Annotated in this window: 16 protein-coding genes; 6 read left to right on the forward strand and 10 right to left on the reverse strand. The window is 69.1% G+C overall.

The genetic code is table 11. From position 1 onward, the window contains the following. Positions 1-34: 34 nt before the first annotated feature. A complete protein-coding gene (gene thiD / locus EIZ44_RS41545; protein ID WP_134734310.1) occupies positions 35-868 on the reverse strand; it encodes a bifunctional hydroxymethylpyrimidine kinase/phosphomethylpyrimidine kinase in 834 nt (277 codons plus the stop codon). Between the two features lie 112 nt (positions 869-980). On the opposite strand from thiD (EIZ44_RS41545), the gene EIZ44_RS41550 reads away from it, so the two are divergent. After that, complete coding sequence (locus EIZ44_RS41550; RefSeq protein ID WP_134734311.1) at positions 981-2,006, forward strand: phosphatidylinositol-specific phospholipase C domain-containing protein; 1,026 nt, start codon at positions 981-983, stop codon at positions 2,004-2,006. A 77-nt stretch (positions 2,007-2,083) separates the two neighbouring features. On the opposite strand, the gene EIZ44_RS41555 is transcribed toward EIZ44_RS41550, so the two are convergent. The 4 genes from EIZ44_RS41555 to EIZ44_RS41570 form a co-directional block, all read right to left on the reverse strand. Then, on the reverse strand, positions 2,084-2,290 hold the full coding sequence (locus EIZ44_RS41555; protein ID WP_134734312.1) for a hypothetical protein: 207 nt from the start codon (positions 2,288-2,290) through the stop codon (positions 2,084-2,086). Positions 2,291-2,306: 16 nt separating this feature from the next. Then, on the reverse strand, positions 2,307-3,131 hold the full coding sequence (gene thiD / locus EIZ44_RS41560; RefSeq protein ID WP_134661905.1) for a bifunctional hydroxymethylpyrimidine kinase/phosphomethylpyrimidine kinase: 825 nt from the start codon (positions 3,129-3,131) through the stop codon (positions 2,307-2,309). Beyond that, entirely contained in the window at positions 3,128-4,771 is a 1,644-nt protein-coding gene (gene thiC / locus EIZ44_RS41565) for a phosphomethylpyrimidine synthase ThiC (protein ID WP_009084020.1), read from the reverse strand. The genes thiD (EIZ44_RS41560) and thiC overlap by 4 nt, the downstream gene beginning before the upstream one ends. 253 nt (positions 4,772-5,024) lie before the next feature. Next, a complete protein-coding gene (locus tag EIZ44_RS41570; RefSeq protein ID WP_043827268.1) occupies positions 5,025-5,591 on the reverse strand; it encodes a peptide deformylase in 567 nt (188 codons plus the stop codon). A 139-nt stretch (positions 5,592-5,730) separates the two neighbouring features. Here EIZ44_RS41570 and EIZ44_RS41575 point away from each other — a divergent pair, with 139 nt between their 5' ends. Further along, positions 5,731-6,039 carry a DUF3263 domain-containing protein gene (locus tag EIZ44_RS41575; RefSeq protein ID WP_037807914.1) on the forward strand — a complete coding sequence of 103 codons (309 nt, stop codon included), beginning with the start codon at positions 5,731-5,733 and terminating at the stop codon, positions 6,037-6,039. Next, positions 6,036-6,698, forward strand: a complete 663-nt coding sequence (locus EIZ44_RS41580; RefSeq protein WP_134734313.1) for a LytR C-terminal domain-containing protein — start codon at positions 6,036-6,038, stop codon at positions 6,696-6,698. The genes EIZ44_RS41575 and EIZ44_RS41580 overlap by 4 nt, the downstream gene beginning before the upstream one ends. 151 nt (positions 6,699-6,849) lie before the next feature. On the opposite strand, the gene EIZ44_RS41585 is transcribed toward EIZ44_RS41580, so the two are convergent. Together EIZ44_RS41585 and EIZ44_RS41590 are read right to left on the reverse strand one after the other, a co-directional pair. Beyond that, a complete protein-coding gene (locus EIZ44_RS41585; RefSeq protein ID WP_134734314.1) occupies positions 6,850-9,138 on the reverse strand; it encodes an AAA family ATPase in 2,289 nt (762 codons plus the stop codon). Between the two features lie 51 nt (positions 9,139-9,189). Then, positions 9,190-10,056: an alpha/beta fold hydrolase gene (locus EIZ44_RS41590; protein WP_134734315.1), complete on the reverse strand. Its 867-nt coding sequence runs from the start codon at positions 10,054-10,056 to the stop codon at positions 9,190-9,192. Between the two features lie 64 nt (positions 10,057-10,120). Between EIZ44_RS41590 and EIZ44_RS41595 the strand changes: the two genes are divergently transcribed. Continuing rightward, the gene (locus EIZ44_RS41595; RefSeq protein ID WP_240691557.1) at positions 10,121-10,750 is read left to right on the forward strand and encodes a winged helix-turn-helix transcriptional regulator; all 630 of its coding nucleotides are present in this window, start codon (positions 10,121-10,123) and stop codon (positions 10,748-10,750) included. Positions 10,751-10,760: 10 nt separating this feature from the next. Here the strand turns inward: EIZ44_RS41595 and pssA are convergent, their stop codons facing one another. The 3 genes from pssA to EIZ44_RS41615 all read right to left on the reverse strand — a co-directional run bounded on the left by pssA (position 10,761) and on the right by EIZ44_RS41615 (position 13,177). Then, complete coding sequence (gene pssA, locus EIZ44_RS41600; protein WP_037807905.1) at positions 10,761-11,729, reverse strand: CDP-diacylglycerol--serine O-phosphatidyltransferase; 969 nt, start codon at positions 11,727-11,729, stop codon at positions 10,761-10,763. Positions 11,730-11,731: 2 nt separating this feature from the next. After that, positions 11,732-12,445, reverse strand: a complete 714-nt coding sequence (locus EIZ44_RS41605; protein WP_037807903.1) for a phosphatidylserine decarboxylase — start codon at positions 12,443-12,445, stop codon at positions 11,732-11,734. A 441-nt stretch (positions 12,446-12,886) separates the two neighbouring features. After that, complete coding sequence (locus EIZ44_RS41615; protein WP_037807900.1) at positions 12,887-13,177, reverse strand: GlsB/YeaQ/YmgE family stress response membrane protein; 291 nt, start codon at positions 13,175-13,177, stop codon at positions 12,887-12,889. A 61-nt stretch (positions 13,178-13,238) separates the two neighbouring features. Here EIZ44_RS41615 and EIZ44_RS41620 point away from each other — a divergent pair, with 61 nt between their 5' ends. Then, positions 13,239-13,784: an ArsR/SmtB family transcription factor gene (locus EIZ44_RS41620; protein ID WP_167754443.1), complete on the forward strand. Its 546-nt coding sequence runs from the start codon at positions 13,239-13,241 to the stop codon at positions 13,782-13,784. Next, positions 13,781-15,040, forward strand: coding sequence for an MFS transporter (locus tag EIZ44_RS41625; protein ID WP_134734317.1), 1,260 nt, complete (start codon positions 13,781-13,783; stop codon positions 15,038-15,040). The genes EIZ44_RS41620 and EIZ44_RS41625 overlap by 4 nt, the downstream gene beginning before the upstream one ends. Positions 15,041-15,148: the final 108 nt, after the last annotated feature.

A 15,148-nucleotide genomic window follows, 5' to 3' on the forward strand; every position in this document is an offset into this window, starting at 1 on the left:
CCTTAACCCGGGACAACGTCCCTGGACATCACAGCTAGCGCTCTTCCGGGGCCAGCCGCCAGAACGCCGACACCGGGCCGACTTTCGCGCCCATCGGGTAGGAGTGTTCGACGGCCTGCGACACGAACCACTTGCCGTAGCGTGCCGCCTCAACGACCGGCATGCCTTTGGCCAGCCCGGCGGTGAGCGCGGACGCCATGGTGTCGCCCGCCCCGTGCGTGTGCGGCGTCTGCCAGCGCGGGCCGGGCAGCTCCACGAACGTCGAACCGTCGAAGAGCAGGTCGACGCACTCCGGGTCGGACTGCAGGTGGCCGCTCTTCACGAGCACGTACTTCGGGCCCAGCTGGTGCAGCACGACGGCCGCGGTGTGCATGCCTTCGCGGTCGGTCACGGTCATGCCGGTGAGCAGCCGCACCTCGTCCAGGTTCGGGGTGAGGACGGTGGCGCGCGGCAGGAGTTCGTCGCGCAGCGCGGCGAGGCCGTCGTCGTCGAACAGCGACTGGCCGGTCATCGCCGCGGCCACCGGGTCGACCACGAACGGGATCGCGCCGTCGCGCCCGATCCCGGCCTTGTCGCAGGCCGCCGCGACCGCGTGAATGATCTCCGCGGACGCGAGCATGCCGGTCTTCGCCGCGCCGACGCCCATGTCCGCCGCGACCGCCTCGATCTGCCCGGCGACGATGTGCGCCGGGAGGTCGGCGCGGTCGTGCACGCCGAGCGTGTTCTGGACGGTGACCGCGGTGACCGCGACCAGGCCGTGCACCCCGCAGGTGAGGAAGGTCCGCAGGTCCGCCTGCAGCCCGGCGGCCCCGCCGGAATCCGATCCGGCGATGGTGAGCGCGGAGGGCGGGCTCGGGTTCTCAGTCATGTGCGCGTTCCGACTTCTGGTCTGGTCCATTGAGGCAACTGTGCTTCATTCACAGTCCACCACGATGGCACAGTAAACGTTCGTGCTGGTCCCCGTGACGAAGGAGACATCAGTGAAGCTCGCCGCGGCCGGTCTCCTGCTCCTGTCCACGCTGGCGGTACCGGGGGTCGCCAGCGCGGACAGCCCCCAGCTTTCGCACGTGACCACGGTCGGCGTGCACAACACCTACGACCCGGCCGCGTACCCGTACCTGGCGCAGGCGCTGGACAACGGCTCGTCCCTGCTCGAACTCGACGTCTGGCCGGACTTCTTCACCCACGAGTGGAAGGTCAGCCACTCCAACCCGCTGGGCAACGGCAACAACTGCGTCGACGCGCACACCGCGGCCGACCTTTACTCCGGTGGGACCAACAAGGACCTCGAATCGTGCCTGGACGACATCCGGATCTGGCTCGGCGCCCATCCCGGCCGCGGGCCGCTCACGGTGAAGATCGAAATGAAGACCGGTTTCTCGGCGAATACCGGCCTCGGCCCAGCTCAGCTGGACGCCGCGTTCCGCGACCATCTCGGCGACGCGGTGTTCAAGCCCGCGGATCTGCTCGGCAGCCACGCCACGCTGGATGAAGCGTCCAAAGCGGACAACTGGCCGACGCTGGACGCGTTGCGGGGCAAGGTGCTCACCGAGATCATCCCCGGCACCGTCGAAGAGGGAAACCCGACCGACACGCTGCACACCGATGTCGAGTACGTCCGTTACCTGCTGGACCAGAAGGCGGCCGGGAAGCTGAATTCGGTCCAGATCTTCCCGACCGTGCACGGCGCCGCAGGCGGCGATCCGCGCGACAAATACACCGCGGAGCAGAAACCGTGGTTTGTCGTTTTCGACGGAGACGCGAGCGAATGGCTCGCGAAGGCCGGAATGTCCTGGTACGACGAAAACCACTACTACGTGGTGATGACGGATGCCCAGAACGTCGCGCCGGCCATCGACGACCACAACCCGACCGTCGACCAGGCGACCCAGCGCGTCGCCGAACTGGCCAAGCAGCACGCGTCCGTGGTGACGTCCGATTGGACCGGCCTCACGACCGTGCTGCCGACGGTGGACTCGCGCGGCTACTGTGCCGATCGTTACTAATCCGACCACAGCCACGGCCGAATGACTTCGCTGCAACGGTTACGTGCCGCTGCGGGGTCGGCCTACTTTTGGTCGGATTAGTAAAACCGCGGCGGCGGCTTCAGCACCGACATCCGGTATTCGTACACCGCTTGCGCTTCGGCGATCCCCGGGCGCGGCGTGACACCCGATTTGCGGATCGTTTTGACCGCCGAAGCGGTGCGGTGCTCGGTGACCAGGCCGTCGACCTCGTGCTGCACCTCAAGCGGCAGCCGCGCCCACAATGCTTCCGGTGTCTCGCTCATCCGGCCAGTGTCGCATTCACTGCGGATTCGCGAGCCGCCAGAACGGGGAAACCGGGCCGACCCCGGCGCCGAGCGGATACGCCTCCTGGACGCAGCGTTCGATGAACCGTTTCGCCTCCGCGACCGCGGTGGGCACGTCCGCGCCCTTCGCGAGCGACGAGGTGATCGCGGACGCCATGGTGTCGCCGCCGCCGTGGGTGTTCTCCGTGTCGATGCGCGGTCCGCTCAGCTCGATGACCGCCGAGCCGTCGGTGAGCAGATCGACGCAGTCGGCGGCGTCGTAGAGGTGCCCGCCCTTCACCAGAACCCACTGGGAACCGAACTCCAGCAACGCTTCCGCGGCGGCGCGCTGGCTCTTCGCGTCGGTGACTGTGACGCCGGTCAGCAGCCGGACCTCGTCGAGATTCGGCGTGATGAGCGTGGCGCGCGGAAACAGTTCCGTGCGGATCGCTTCCAGCGCTTCTTCGCGGAGTAGCGCGTGGCCGGTCATCGACGCGGCCACCGGGTCGACCACGAACGGAGTGTCCGTGGCGCGTCCAATGTGGACTTCGTCCAGCGTTTTCGCTACTGCCTGAATGATGTCCGCGGTAGCGAGCATGCCGGTCTTCGCCGCGTTGACGCCCATGTCCTCGGCGACCGCTTTGATCTGCGCGGTGACGACGTCGACCGGGATCTCGGAAAACCCTTGCACGCCCAGCGAATTCTGCACCGTGACCGCGGTGAGCGCGACCAGGCCGTGCACGCCGTTGGCGAAGAACGTGCGCAGATCCGCCTGCACGCCCGCACCACCGCCGGAATCGGATCCGGCGATGGTGAGGGCGGTACGAGGGGTGACTGTCACTGGTTGACCACGGGCAGGTAGACCTTGTTGCCCTGCTCGGAAAACTCCGCGGACTTCTCGGCCATGCCCGCCTCGATCGCCTCCACAGAGGACAGACCGTGCTCCTCGGCGTACTTGCGCACGTCCTGGGTGATCCGCATCGAGCAGAACTTCGGCCCGCACATCGAGCAGAAGTGGGCTGTCTTCGCCGGTTCCGCGGGGAGCGTCTCGTCGTGGAAGGACCGCGCGGTGTCCGGGTCGAGCGACAGGTTGAACTGGTCGTTCCACCGGAATTCGAAGCGGGCCTTGGACAATTCGTCGTCCCAGTCCTGCGCGTACTGGTGGCCCTTGGCGAGGTCGGCGGCGTGCGCGGCGATCTTGTAGGTGATCACGCCGGTCTTCACGTCGTCGCGGTTGGGCAGGCCGAGGTGCTCCTTCGGCGTGACGTAGCACAGCATCGCCGTGCCGTACCAGCCGATCTGCGCCGCGCCGATCGCCGAGGTGATGTGGTCGTACGCCGGGGCGATGTCCGTGGCGAGCGGGCCGAGCGTGTAGAACGGGGCCTCGCCGGTGAGCTTTTCCTCCAGCTCCACGTTTTCCTTGATCTTGTGCATCGGCACGTGGCCGGGGCCTTCGATCATCACCTGCACGTCGTGCTCGCGCGCGATGTGCGTCAGCTCGCCGAGGGTTTCCAGTTCGGCGAACTGGGCCCGGTCGTTGGCGTCCGCGATCGAACCGGGACGGAGACCGTCGCCGAGGGAGAACGTGACGTCGTACTCGCGCAGGATCTCGCACAGCTCGGAGAAATGCGTGTACAGGAAGGATTCCTGGTGGTGCGCGAGACACCAGGCGGCCATGATCGACCCGCCGCGGCTGACGATGCCGGTGACCCGGCGCGCGGTGAGCGGGATGTAGCGCAGCAGCACGCCCGCGTGCACCGTCATGTAGTCGACGCCCTGCTCGCACTGCTCGATCACGGTGTCGCGGTAGATCTCCCAGGTGAGCTTTTCCGGCTCCCCGTTGACTTTTTCGAGCGCCTGGTAGATCGGCACGGTGCCGACCGGGACCGGCGAGTTGCGCACGATCCACTCGCGCGTCTCGTGGATCCGCTTGCCGGTGGAGAGGTCCATGATCGTGTCGGCTCCCCAGCGGGTGGCCCACACCATCTTGTCGACCTCTTCCTCCACAGAGGACCAGACGGCCGAGTTTCCCATGTTGGCGTTGATCTTCACCAGGAAGTTCTTGCCGATGATCATCGGCTCGGTCTCCGGGTGCTTGCGGTTGACCGGAATCACCGCGCGACCGCGGGCGACCTCGTCCCGCACGAACTCCGGAGTGCAGCGTTCGCGCGCGGCGATGAACTCCATTTCCCGGGTGATGACCCCGGCTTTGGCCCAGCCGAGCTGGGTGTTGTGCTCCCGTCCGTCAGCCCAGCCGGAGCGGAGCGGGTGCAGTCCATTGTGGACATCGATGTTCGCGTCCGGATCGGTGTAGGGGCCGGACGTGTCGTACACGTCGAAATGCTCCCCGTTCGACAGGTCGATCCGCCGCGCCGGAACCCGCAGTCCGGATTCGGTGCGGTGGTAGACCTTCCGCGAGCCGGTGATCGGCCCGGTGGTGACGGACGGGGCGATGGCACCCTGGTTTTCCAGCGTCGTCAACGACGTTCACTCCCTACGCCGGCATTACCCGGTCAGGTTCATGCGGTCGGTGACGCCGGGTGTCCGCGAGATGGACACCAGCCACCCTCTCAGCCCGCCAAGGCGCGAGCTCCCGCGTTGCATTCGGTTGAGGTTGCTTGTCCGACGATGCCATGCGGTGTCGGGTTGACACAACCCTCCCGCCCGTCTGGCCGAAGCACAACGAAGGCCTCCCCGGTGATTTCGGGGAGGCCTTCGGGGAATTCGGCGCGGGTCAGGCGTCCGCGGGTTCCTTGGGCGGCAGCCAGGTCAGGCCGGGAACGCCCCACTTGTTTTTCTTGAGCATCTTCTTCGCCGCGCGCGCGTGGCGGCCGACGAGCCGGTCCAGATAGATGAACCCGTCGAGGTGATCGGTCTCATGCTGCAGGCACCGCGCGAAGTAGCCGGTGCCCTCGACCTCGATCGGATTTCCCTCGACGTCGAAGCCGGTCACCTTCGCCCACGAGGCGCGCCCGGTCGGGTACGACTCGCCCGGGGCCGAGAGGCAGCCCTCCCAGTCGTCGTCCGGGTCCGGCATCGTCTCCGGGATCTCGGAGGTCTCGAGCTTCGGGTTGACCACCACGCCCTTGTGCTCGACGCCCTCGTCGTCCGGGCAGTCGTATACGAACACTCGCAGGTCGAGCCCGATCTGGTTGGCCGCGAGGCCGACGCCCTCGGCCGCGTACATGGTCTCGAACATGTCCTCGACGAGGGTGGCGAGTTTGTCGTCGAACTCGGTGATCTCGCGCGTGGGCTGGTGCAGCACGGGTTCGCCGGCGATGCAGATGGGGTGGACGGTCACGGACGCCGAGTTTAGTCGGACCCTTCTGGTACACCTGGATCGGACCGTGACGCGCCGTGTCGGATGCCCATGTCGAGCATGGGTTCCGTGGTTCAATGACGCCCGCGGAAGGACTGCCGACACCGATTGCGAGGACCGCATGGACGCCGCGGAGTCGATGGCTGAAAACCAGCCGTCGCCGCCGGAGAATGTCGGTGGCCTGACCGAACGCGAACTGGACATCCTCGCGTTCGAGCGGCAGTGGTGGCGCCACGCCGGGGCGAAGGAGAACGCCATCCGGGAGCGCTTCGGACTGTCCTCCACCCGTTACTACCAGTTGCTGAACACGCTGCTGGCCAAGCCGGAGGCCGTCGCGGCCGATCCGATGCTGGTCAAGCGGCTGCGCAAAACGCGCGCCGCCCGTCAGCGCAAACGCGGGGCCCGGCGGTTGGGGATCGAGCTGTCATGAGCGTCTTCTCGGGACTGTCCCGGCCGTTGAAGGCCGCGGGGGTCGCGCTGATCGGGGTAGCGGTCGTCGCCGCCGTCATCGGCGGGGTCACCGTGCTCAACACGAGCGGCGACCAGAACGCCGGGCCGAGCACGTCCGGCGAGCCCAGCGCACCCGGCGGATCGTCGTCCGCGCCGTCGTCGTCCTCGTCCTCGGCGCCCAGCTCCGCGCCGTCGTCGCCCGCCTCGTCGGCACCGGCCTCGTCGTCCGCCGCTTCGTCGGCGCCGGCGTCGGGCCAGCCAGGGCAGCCCGGCGGCCAGCCGGGCCAGCAGCCAGGGCAGCCCGGCCAGGCGGGTCCGGACCAGCAGGCCTCGAACAAGTGGGTCACCCTTCGGGTCTACAACAACTCGCTGATCAAGCACCTCGCCGAACAGGCCGCCGCCGACTTCCGCGGTTCGGGCTGGAACGTCGCCGAGGTCGGCAACTACTCGCAGGGCAACATCCCGACCACCACGGCCTACTTCCGGCCCGGCACCGACGAGGAAGCCGCCGCGAAACAGCTGGCCAAGGAGTTCGGCTTCCAGGCCCAGCCCCGGTTCGACGGCATCCAGAACTCGAGCCCGGGCGTCATAGTGATCATCACGAAGGACTACCAGCCCGGCGGCCACCAGGGCAGCTGACCCGGTTCGTGACAGCCCGCGCCACGGCGCGGGCTTTGTCATGTCTGCCGCGCCCGGCGCTCGGCTGCGCTCGAGGTACGTGAGGGGAACCCTGCGGGAATCAGATTCCGTCAGGGTTCCCCTCACGTACGGCTCGGTCGCGGAGGCGTCCTCAGCGTTCCTGCTGCGCCTGCGCGTAAGCCTCCAGCGTCGCCAGCTGCGCGGCGTCCAGCGAGGGCCGCACCGCCTCGCGTGCCTTGTCCAGATGCGCCGCAGTCACCTCGCGTGCCTCCAGCGACTCGCGCATCGCGGTCAGCGCGGCCTCTCGGATCAGCGCGGCGCAGTCGGCGGCCGAGTAGCCCTCCAGTGCCGCCGCGGTGGCCGCGAGGTCCACATCGGACGCCAGCGGGGTGTGCTTCGCCGTCGCGGCGAGGATCGCGGCGCGGGATTCGGCGTCCGGCGGCGGGACGTAGATCCGCCGCTCCAGCCGCCCGGGTCGCAGCAGCGCCGGGTCGACCAGTTCCGGCCGGTTCGTCGCGCCCAGTACGACGACCTCGCGCATCGGCTCGACGCCGTCCAGTTCGGTGAGCAGCGCGGCGACCACGCGGTCGGCCACGCCGGAGTCGGACGACTGGCCGCGGCGCGGGGCGAGCGCGTCGATCTCGTCGAGGAAGATCAGCGAGGGGGCGGCGTCGGCGGCCCGGCGGAAGAGGTCGCGGACCGCGCGTTCCGATTCGCCGACCCACTTGTCCAGCAGTTCCGCGCCCTTGATCGCGAACACGTTCAGCGCGCCGGTGCCGGCGAGCGCCCGGACCAGGAACGTCTTGCCGCCGCCGGGCGGGCCGTACAGCAGCACGCCGCGCGGCGGTTCGATGCCGAGCCGGGCGAACGAGTCCGGGTAGCGCAGCGGCCACAGCACGGTTTCGGTGAGCGCTTCCTTGACCGACGTCATGTTGCCGACGTCGTCCAGCGTCAGGCCGCCGGTGGCCAGGTTGTCCGAAGTGGACAGCGAGATCGGCCGGACGGTGGCCAGCGCGTCGAGCAGGTCCTGCTGGGAGATCTTGGGTTCGTCCACGTCCCGCTGACGCAGCGCGGCCCGCAACGCCGCGTCGCGGCGCAGGGCGAGCAGGTCGGCGGCGACGAAACCGGGGGTCCGTTCGGCGAGCACGCCCAGGTCGGCACCGGATTCGACCGGCACGTCGCGGAGCAGGATCCGCAGCAGTTCGACGCGGGTTTTCGCTTCCGGCAGCGGCAAGCCCAGCTCGCGGTCGAGCAGGTCGGCCCCGCGCAGCCGCGGATCCACCGACTCGGCCCGCGCGGTCGTGGCGACCACAGCCAGCCTGTCCCGGCGCAGCGCGGCGCGCAGTTCCTCCAGGACCACTGTGGCCACCGGCGGCGGCTGCGTTGCCGGGAGCAGCGCGTCGATGTCGTTGATCAGCAGCACGCCGGGACCGTCGCCGTCCGCGGCCCGGTCGATGGCCTCGCGCAGCGATCGATGTGCCGCATTCGGTTCCAGAACCGCGATATTCGGCGCGGTCACCGACACCACGCGCACCTTCTCCGCCGCGGCGACCGCCCGCACCAGCGTCGCCTTGCCGACGCCCTCCGGTCCCGACAGCAGCACGCCCAGATGCGCGGAAGTACCCAGCTTCGCCAGCAGCTCCGGCCGGTGGAACGCCAGATCGAACCACTCGGCCAGCTTGCGTGCCGCGCCCTCGGCTCCGACCAGATCGGCGACCGGCACCGGCTCGTCCAGCTCTTCCTCGCGGGCCTCGGTGACGACCTCTTCGACGATCTCCGCTTCGAGATAGTCCTCGGCGGCGGTGACAGCAGTGGTGCGAACGAGCGCGGTCGCGGAGCGCGTCGGCGGTTCGCTGGTCGGCGTGCCCGTGCGGGCGCCGTCCCGCCAGCTGACCACAGTGGACGGTCCAACCACGACGACGCCAGCCGGTTCCGTCGCCGTGACGGTCAGCAGTTCGTTGGTCCAGGTCGCCCCGATCACGCGGGACAGCTGCCCACGCACGGCGGCGACGTCCGAGCCCGGCGCGGGCGCGAGGTCTTGCGGCAGCAGGGAAACCGCGTCGCCACGGGTCAAAACCTTGCCGGTGAGCGCGAGCCGCAACGTCTGCGGAGACACCGAAACCGACGCGAGCCGAGACCCGGACACGGTGACCGTGCGGGCAGCAGTCACCTCTGCTGGCGAGACGACAACCTCGCCGCCCTCCGCGACGCCGAGGTTCGACATGGTGACGTCATCGGTCAACACGACCCCCGGCGTCGCCTCCTCGGCGGCAGGCGCGGCCAACGCGGCACTGCGCCGCGCGCCGGTGAGGTGCACGGCGTCCCAGGCTCGCAGGCCGAGTGCGTCGAGCACTTCCGGGTGCAGCCGGACAACCCCCCGCCGCGCGTCGAGCGCGGACGGCGTGTGCCGGACGGTCAGGGTGATCTGCGGATCGCTCACCCTGCTCACCCTAATGAACCGGCGGGCGGTTATGCGCGAACGAAAGGCCGCTTACCGCGTTGCCGACCAGTCGCGGATCGCGGCGACGAACTCATCGGGTGCGTCTGACTCCACGTAGAGGCCGACACCGTCGAGGGCCACCGTCTGGTGGTTCGGGAAGCACGCTTCCAAGCGTTCGCGCTCCCGCGGCCGGAAGCCGATCTGAGCGTTGCCCCACACGATCAAGGTCGGCAGGTCGGGAAGGTTGGCCTCGACCTCGGCGAAGAAAGCTCGGCTGGCGAGGAGTCGGCGAGGCAGCACGCCGGACGCCTGGCGCCGTTCGGGCGTGTCCATCGCGCGGCGGTAGTGGGCGGTTTCGGCCGCGGTCAGCTTCCGCTTCCGGTGACCCATCGGGAGGAACGCCTTGACGACCAGGTTGAACTGCCGGGCCAGGAACCGGATCGGCGGCCCGCCCGCGATCCGGCCGAACGCCTCGAAGTACGGGTCGCCGTTGACCGGCCAGGCCCAGGCGTTGACGAGCACCAGTCGGTCGAAGGCGTCCGGTCGACGCTCCGCGGCGGCGAGGCCGATCGGGCCGCCCCAGTCTTGGCCGACCAGGGTGACGCCGCTGAGATCGAGCGCGTCGACGAACCCGGTGACCACGTCGGCGTGTTCCTCGGGCAGATAGCGGTAGCCGGGCTTCGCGGTCGACAGCCCGAAACCCGGGTAGTCGAGAGCGACGCAGCGGAAGTCTTCCCGCAGGGCGCTGATCACGTCGCGCCAGAGGAATGACCAGGTCGGATTGCCGTGCAGGAGCAGCAGCGTGGGGCCCGAGCCCTCGTCGACGTAATGCACGGTGTGCCCGTCGATGTCCACGAAGCGGCTCTTGAACGGGAACAGATCGTCGTCGACCCAGGCGGGCCGTGCGCTCTCAGCCATCTCGGACCCCTCGACGCTATGCTTGAGGAAGCCAAGCGTACTTGAGATTGTCAAGCATGAGGAAATGATGCGCAGCTACGGCCAGTACTGCGGGCTCGCCCGGTCCCTCGAAATCGTCGGCGACCGGTGGAATCTGCTCATCGTCCGCCAGCTCTTGATCGGCCCCGCGCGCTACCGGGACCTGATCGACGGGCTCCCGGGCATCGCGACCAACCTGCTCGCCGACCGGCTCCGCGACCTCGAGACCGCGGGCGTGCTCGAACGGCGGCTGGCGGACAAGGGCAGCGTGGTCGAGTACGCCCTCACGCCGTGGGGCACCGAGCTGCGCGAACCGATCGAGAGCCTGATCCGCTGGTCCGCTCCGTTGATGACTCGCGGCCCGGAGGGCGACTCGTTCCGTCCCGAATGGCTTGCCCTCGCGCTTCCCGCGCTGCTCGACGCCCGGGGCAAGATCCGAGTCGCGGCGACGGTGGGCATCGAGGTCGGCGGTGCGCCTTTCCAGCTCCGTGCGACGCGGTCGGGATTTGAGGTCGGCCCGCGGGACGGCAGCGATCTCGACGCCACCGTCCGCGCTGATCCGGCCTGCGTCCTCGGCCTCGCCGCGGGCGCGCTCGCACTCGACGACGCCCGTGCGCTCGGGATGATCGAGATCGACGGTGCTGAGTCTGTGGTCCGTGCTGTGTTTGGGATCTGACGAGGCCGGATTACCGGCGCCGGATGCCGATCCGACGCCAGCTCCGCCGCCGCTGCGTAGGTCCGGACGTGGCCGAGCTGTGGTCCCGTTCGCGCAGATTGCGGGTCCGCACCAGGTCCGAGTTCGTGCGCCGCACCGCGCGCATCGCCGCACCGGCGACTCGGCCCGAGGCGGGGCGCAGCCGCAGCCGTCGGTGGCTGCGGGCCCGGCGGATCGCACGGCGTTCGCGCGGCGGCACTTCCCAGGCTTCCGGGTGCGCGGCGAGCCAGCGGTGCCGGTAGACCGAGTACGGGATGTGCAGCAGGTACAGCACCAGCGCGACCGCCAGCGCCGCCAGCGGGAACACGATGATCGCGGCGGCCAGCAGACCGACGCCCACCAGCAGCGGCGCGATCGCCTTCGCCGGGGCCTTCACCGTCTTGAGCGACAGCGTCGGGATGCGGCTGATCAGCAGCGCGGCGACCGCGATGGTCCAGATGAGCACCACGTACTGCTCGGACCACCAGCCCTCGCCCCACTGCAGCGTGGCGATCAGCGGCAGCATCGCGACCAGCCCGCCGGCCGGCGCGGGCACGCCGACGAAGAACTCGGCGGCGTACGGCGGCTGGTCGGTGTCGTCGAGCAGCGTGTTGAAGCGGGCGAGCCGCAGGATCATGCAGACGGCGAAGATCAGTGACGCGACCCAGCCGATGCGGTCGCCGTGCGCCTGCCAGACGTAGAGCACCAGCGCGGGCGCGACGCCGAACGAGATGCCGTCGGACAGCGAGTCGAGCTCGGCTCCCATTTTGGACGTCGCGTCGAGCAGCCGGGCGATGCGGCCGTCGAGGCTGTCGAGGACGGCGGCGATGCCGATCGAGCCGATCGCCATCGCGTAGTTGCCGGTGAGGGCGAACTGCACCGAGGAGAGTCCGGCGCAGAGCGCGAGCACGGTGATCGCGTTCGGCAGCAGCCGGACGCCCGGGGTGGTCACGCGGACCATGGTCAGCTTTCTCCCTGCGCAGGAAGTTCGGCGAGCACGGTTTCGCCGCCGACGGTCCGCTGGCCCTTGGCCACCACGACCCGGCTGCCCGGCGGCAGGTAAGTGTCGACGCGCGAGCCGAAGCGGATGATGCCGTAGGTCTCGCCAGCGGACACCTTGTCGCCCTCGCGGACGTCGCACCGGATGCGGCGCGCGACCAGTCCGGCGATCTGCACGACGACGAGCTCGTGGCCGTCGACGGTGTGCAGCACCAGCGAATTGCGCTCGTTGACCTCGCTCGCCTTGTCGAGGTCCGCGGAAAGGAACTTGCCCGGCTTGTACGCCACCTTCGAGATCACGCCCGCCGCCGGGGTGCGCTGGACGTGCACGTCGTAGACCGACAGGAACACGCTCACCCGCATCCGCGGTTCGGCGGGAAGGCCGAGCTCGGCGGGCGGGACCGCTTCCTCGATGAGCGAGACGGTGCCGTCGGCGGCCGAGATCGCGACGTTGTCGCGCACCGGGGGCACGCGCTTCGGCTCGCGGAAGAACGCCGTCATGCCCGCGGTGGCGAGCGCGCCGACCACGCCGAGGCGCTTGGAGAACCGGCGCAGCACGAACGTCGCGGCGAGGCCGCCGAACAGGAACGGCCGTCCAGCCGGGTGCATCGGCGGGAACGTCTCGCGGGCCAGCTGGACAGCGTGCGCGAGGGGGTTACCGGTGGGCTGGCCGCTCATGGGTCGAGTTCCCCGCTGTTCGTCTCGGTCGGTGTAAGGGTCCGATTTGGGCTTCCCCACGCTACCGCCCGCTTGCGGCGGACCGGGCGGCCCCTGGTCGTAAGGGTTGTCCCGGCGCGGGTGGGCGCGACCACAAACCGGTAACGACGCGTCGAACAATCCGATAACACCGGGTAGTTGACGCCGCTCGGGACCGGTGCCCGGGCCGACCTGGCGAGGGAGACGATGGCGGTACCCGATCTGCTCGCGCGGCTGTTGCGCGACTGGCGCCGGGATGTCCTCTCGGTGCCCGTTCCCCAGCTCGTCGACCCTGTTCACGCTGTTCGGCTCGTGCGGGACGCGGCCCGGGTGCATGCGTCCCCCGACGAAGCACGCACCCGGGCGCGGAACGGATCAGTTTAGCCCGTCGCCCAGGTGTTCTGACAGATCGTCGGGAAACCGTTACCAACGGTCACGATCGCGCCGGCTCGCGGTCGCCGCGCTGACCAGCCGCAACACGAGCAGCAGCACGATGGCGCCGAGGATGGCGACGCCGAAGCTCGGGAAATCGAACTCGAAGTGTTGCTGCTCACCGGTCGCGAGCCGGTAGATGAAGCCGCCAAGCGCCGCCCCGACGACGCCGACCAGCACGCTGACGAGGCAGCCCTGCCGCTGCCGTTCCCGGCCGCCGACCACGAGGTTCGCGATCCAGCCGACCAGCGCGCCGAAGACGATCCACAGGATGATGCCCATGCCCGCGAGGATACCTGCGGGCTATTGCACAAGAGTTGTTGTACAACTACTCTTGTGCGTTATGGAGGTCCGCGATTCCCAGGTACTGGCCGCGATGTCGCATCCGCTGCGCCGCCGTCTGCTGGACGTGCTGAAACTCGACGGCCCGGCCACCGCGTCGGTGCTCGCGGAGAAGACCGGGCAGGCGGTGGGCAATGTGAGCCACCATCTGAAGGTGCTTTCCGGGGCCGGTTTGGTGGTCGAAGCGCCGGAACTGGCGCGGGACCGGCGGGAGCGGTGGTGGCGGCGTCCTTCGGGCACGTTGTCGTGGGCCACTTCGGACTTCGCCGGAGATCCGGTGGCGGAGGTCGCGGAGACGGTGAGCCTCGATCGGCAGATGACGTTGTCGCGGGGCTGGCTTTCGGAAATGGAGACGGCGTCGGAGGAATGGCGTGATGCGTGGTTCTCCTCTGATGCGTGGATGCGGTTGACGCCTGGGGAATTGGCGGAGTTGAACGATCGGATTTTCGCGCTGTTCGAGGAGTTCGGGGCTAAAGCAGCGGCCGATCCTTCGACGGAACGGGAGCCGGTTTTCGTGTTCGGGCGTGGTTTCAGAGCGCAGCCGTGAGGGGTGCCGCGTTCCGTCTCTTGTGGACTGGACAGACGGTCAGCACAGTCGGCAGCGCGGTGGCCAGTGCGTCGGTTCCGTTGGTGGCTTTGCTGGTGCTGCACGCCTCGACGTTCGAGGTTGCTTCACTTACCGCGGCGGCGTGGATTCCCTGGCTTGCGGTGGGTTTGCCTGCAGGCGCTTGGGTCGACCGGTGGCCTAAACGGCGGGTGATGCTGGTCTGCGACGTCATCCAGATGGCGGCTTTCCTTGCTGTGCCTGTTTCGTGGGCTTTGGGATTTCTTTCTTTTGCGCTGCTCTTGGCCGCGGCTTTGGTCGGCGGGTTCGCCAAAGTCTTCTTCTCCCTCGCTTATCGGGCTTTCCTTCCGTCCGTTGTGGACGATGCGGACTTGTTGGGAGCCAACGTCCGGCTCCAGGGCGCGGAATCCGCGGCACAAGTGGCCGGTCCGGGTTTGGCCGGGCTGCTGGCTTCGGCGTTCGGGCCGGTCAGCGGTGTGCTCGTGGATGCGTTGAGCTTCGGGTTTTCCGCACTGTGCCTGGGTTTCCTGCGCGCGGACGAGCCGCCTCCGCGTCCGCGAACGCGGTTGCGCACCGAAATCGCCGAAGGAATGCGAATCGTGGCGCGGGACTCTTACCTGCGGGTCCTGGTCCTGTCGGGCGGGGTCGCGAACCTTGCCCTGAACGGCTTTTATGCGGTGGCCGTGGTCTTCCTGGTCGACGATCTGGGCCAGGGCCCGGCGGCCGTCGGACTTGTGCTCGCCCTAGGCGAGGTAGGCGGGGTGCTAGGCGCGACGCTGGTGAGCCGAGTCGCCCGACGGACCGGCACGGCGTGGGGTTTCCTGTGGTGCGAGGCCCTGGTGGTACCAGCGATGCTGCTCGGCCCGCTCGCCCAGCCGGGGTGGGGATTGACGCTGTTCGTCCTCGCCGGAGCCGGCATCGCGGCGGGAGTGGTGGGGTCGAACGTGCTGGGCGCGACCTTTCGGCAGCGGTACTGCCCGCGCCATCTCTACGGGCGGATCAGCGCGAGTTCGTCGATGGTCAACTACGGCACGATCCCGTTGGGTGCCTTGGCGGGCGGGGCACTCGGCCAAGCGGCCGGGGTGCGGGTGGCGATGTTCGCGATGGTGGGCGTTCAGCTGGCTTCACTGGGGGTGCTGCTGCTGGGGCCTTTGAGGCGGGAGCGGGACTTTCCCCAAGCCGCGCTTGCTGTGGACAACCCGGTCGAAGGGGCCGGGGTTGTCGGTGGGGGCGGATAGACTGGGCAAGGGCCGTCCCCCAGAGGAGGGCGGGGGTCCGCCCCTCCTCGCGGGGCTGGACGGCGGAGAACGTCTGGCGTGCAGAATCCGGTTGCTGCGCGGCGAAAC

Source organism: Amycolatopsis nivea, from assembly GCF_004522235.1.
Lineage (GTDB): Bacteria > Actinomycetota > Actinomycetes > Mycobacteriales > Pseudonocardiaceae > Amycolatopsis > Amycolatopsis nivea.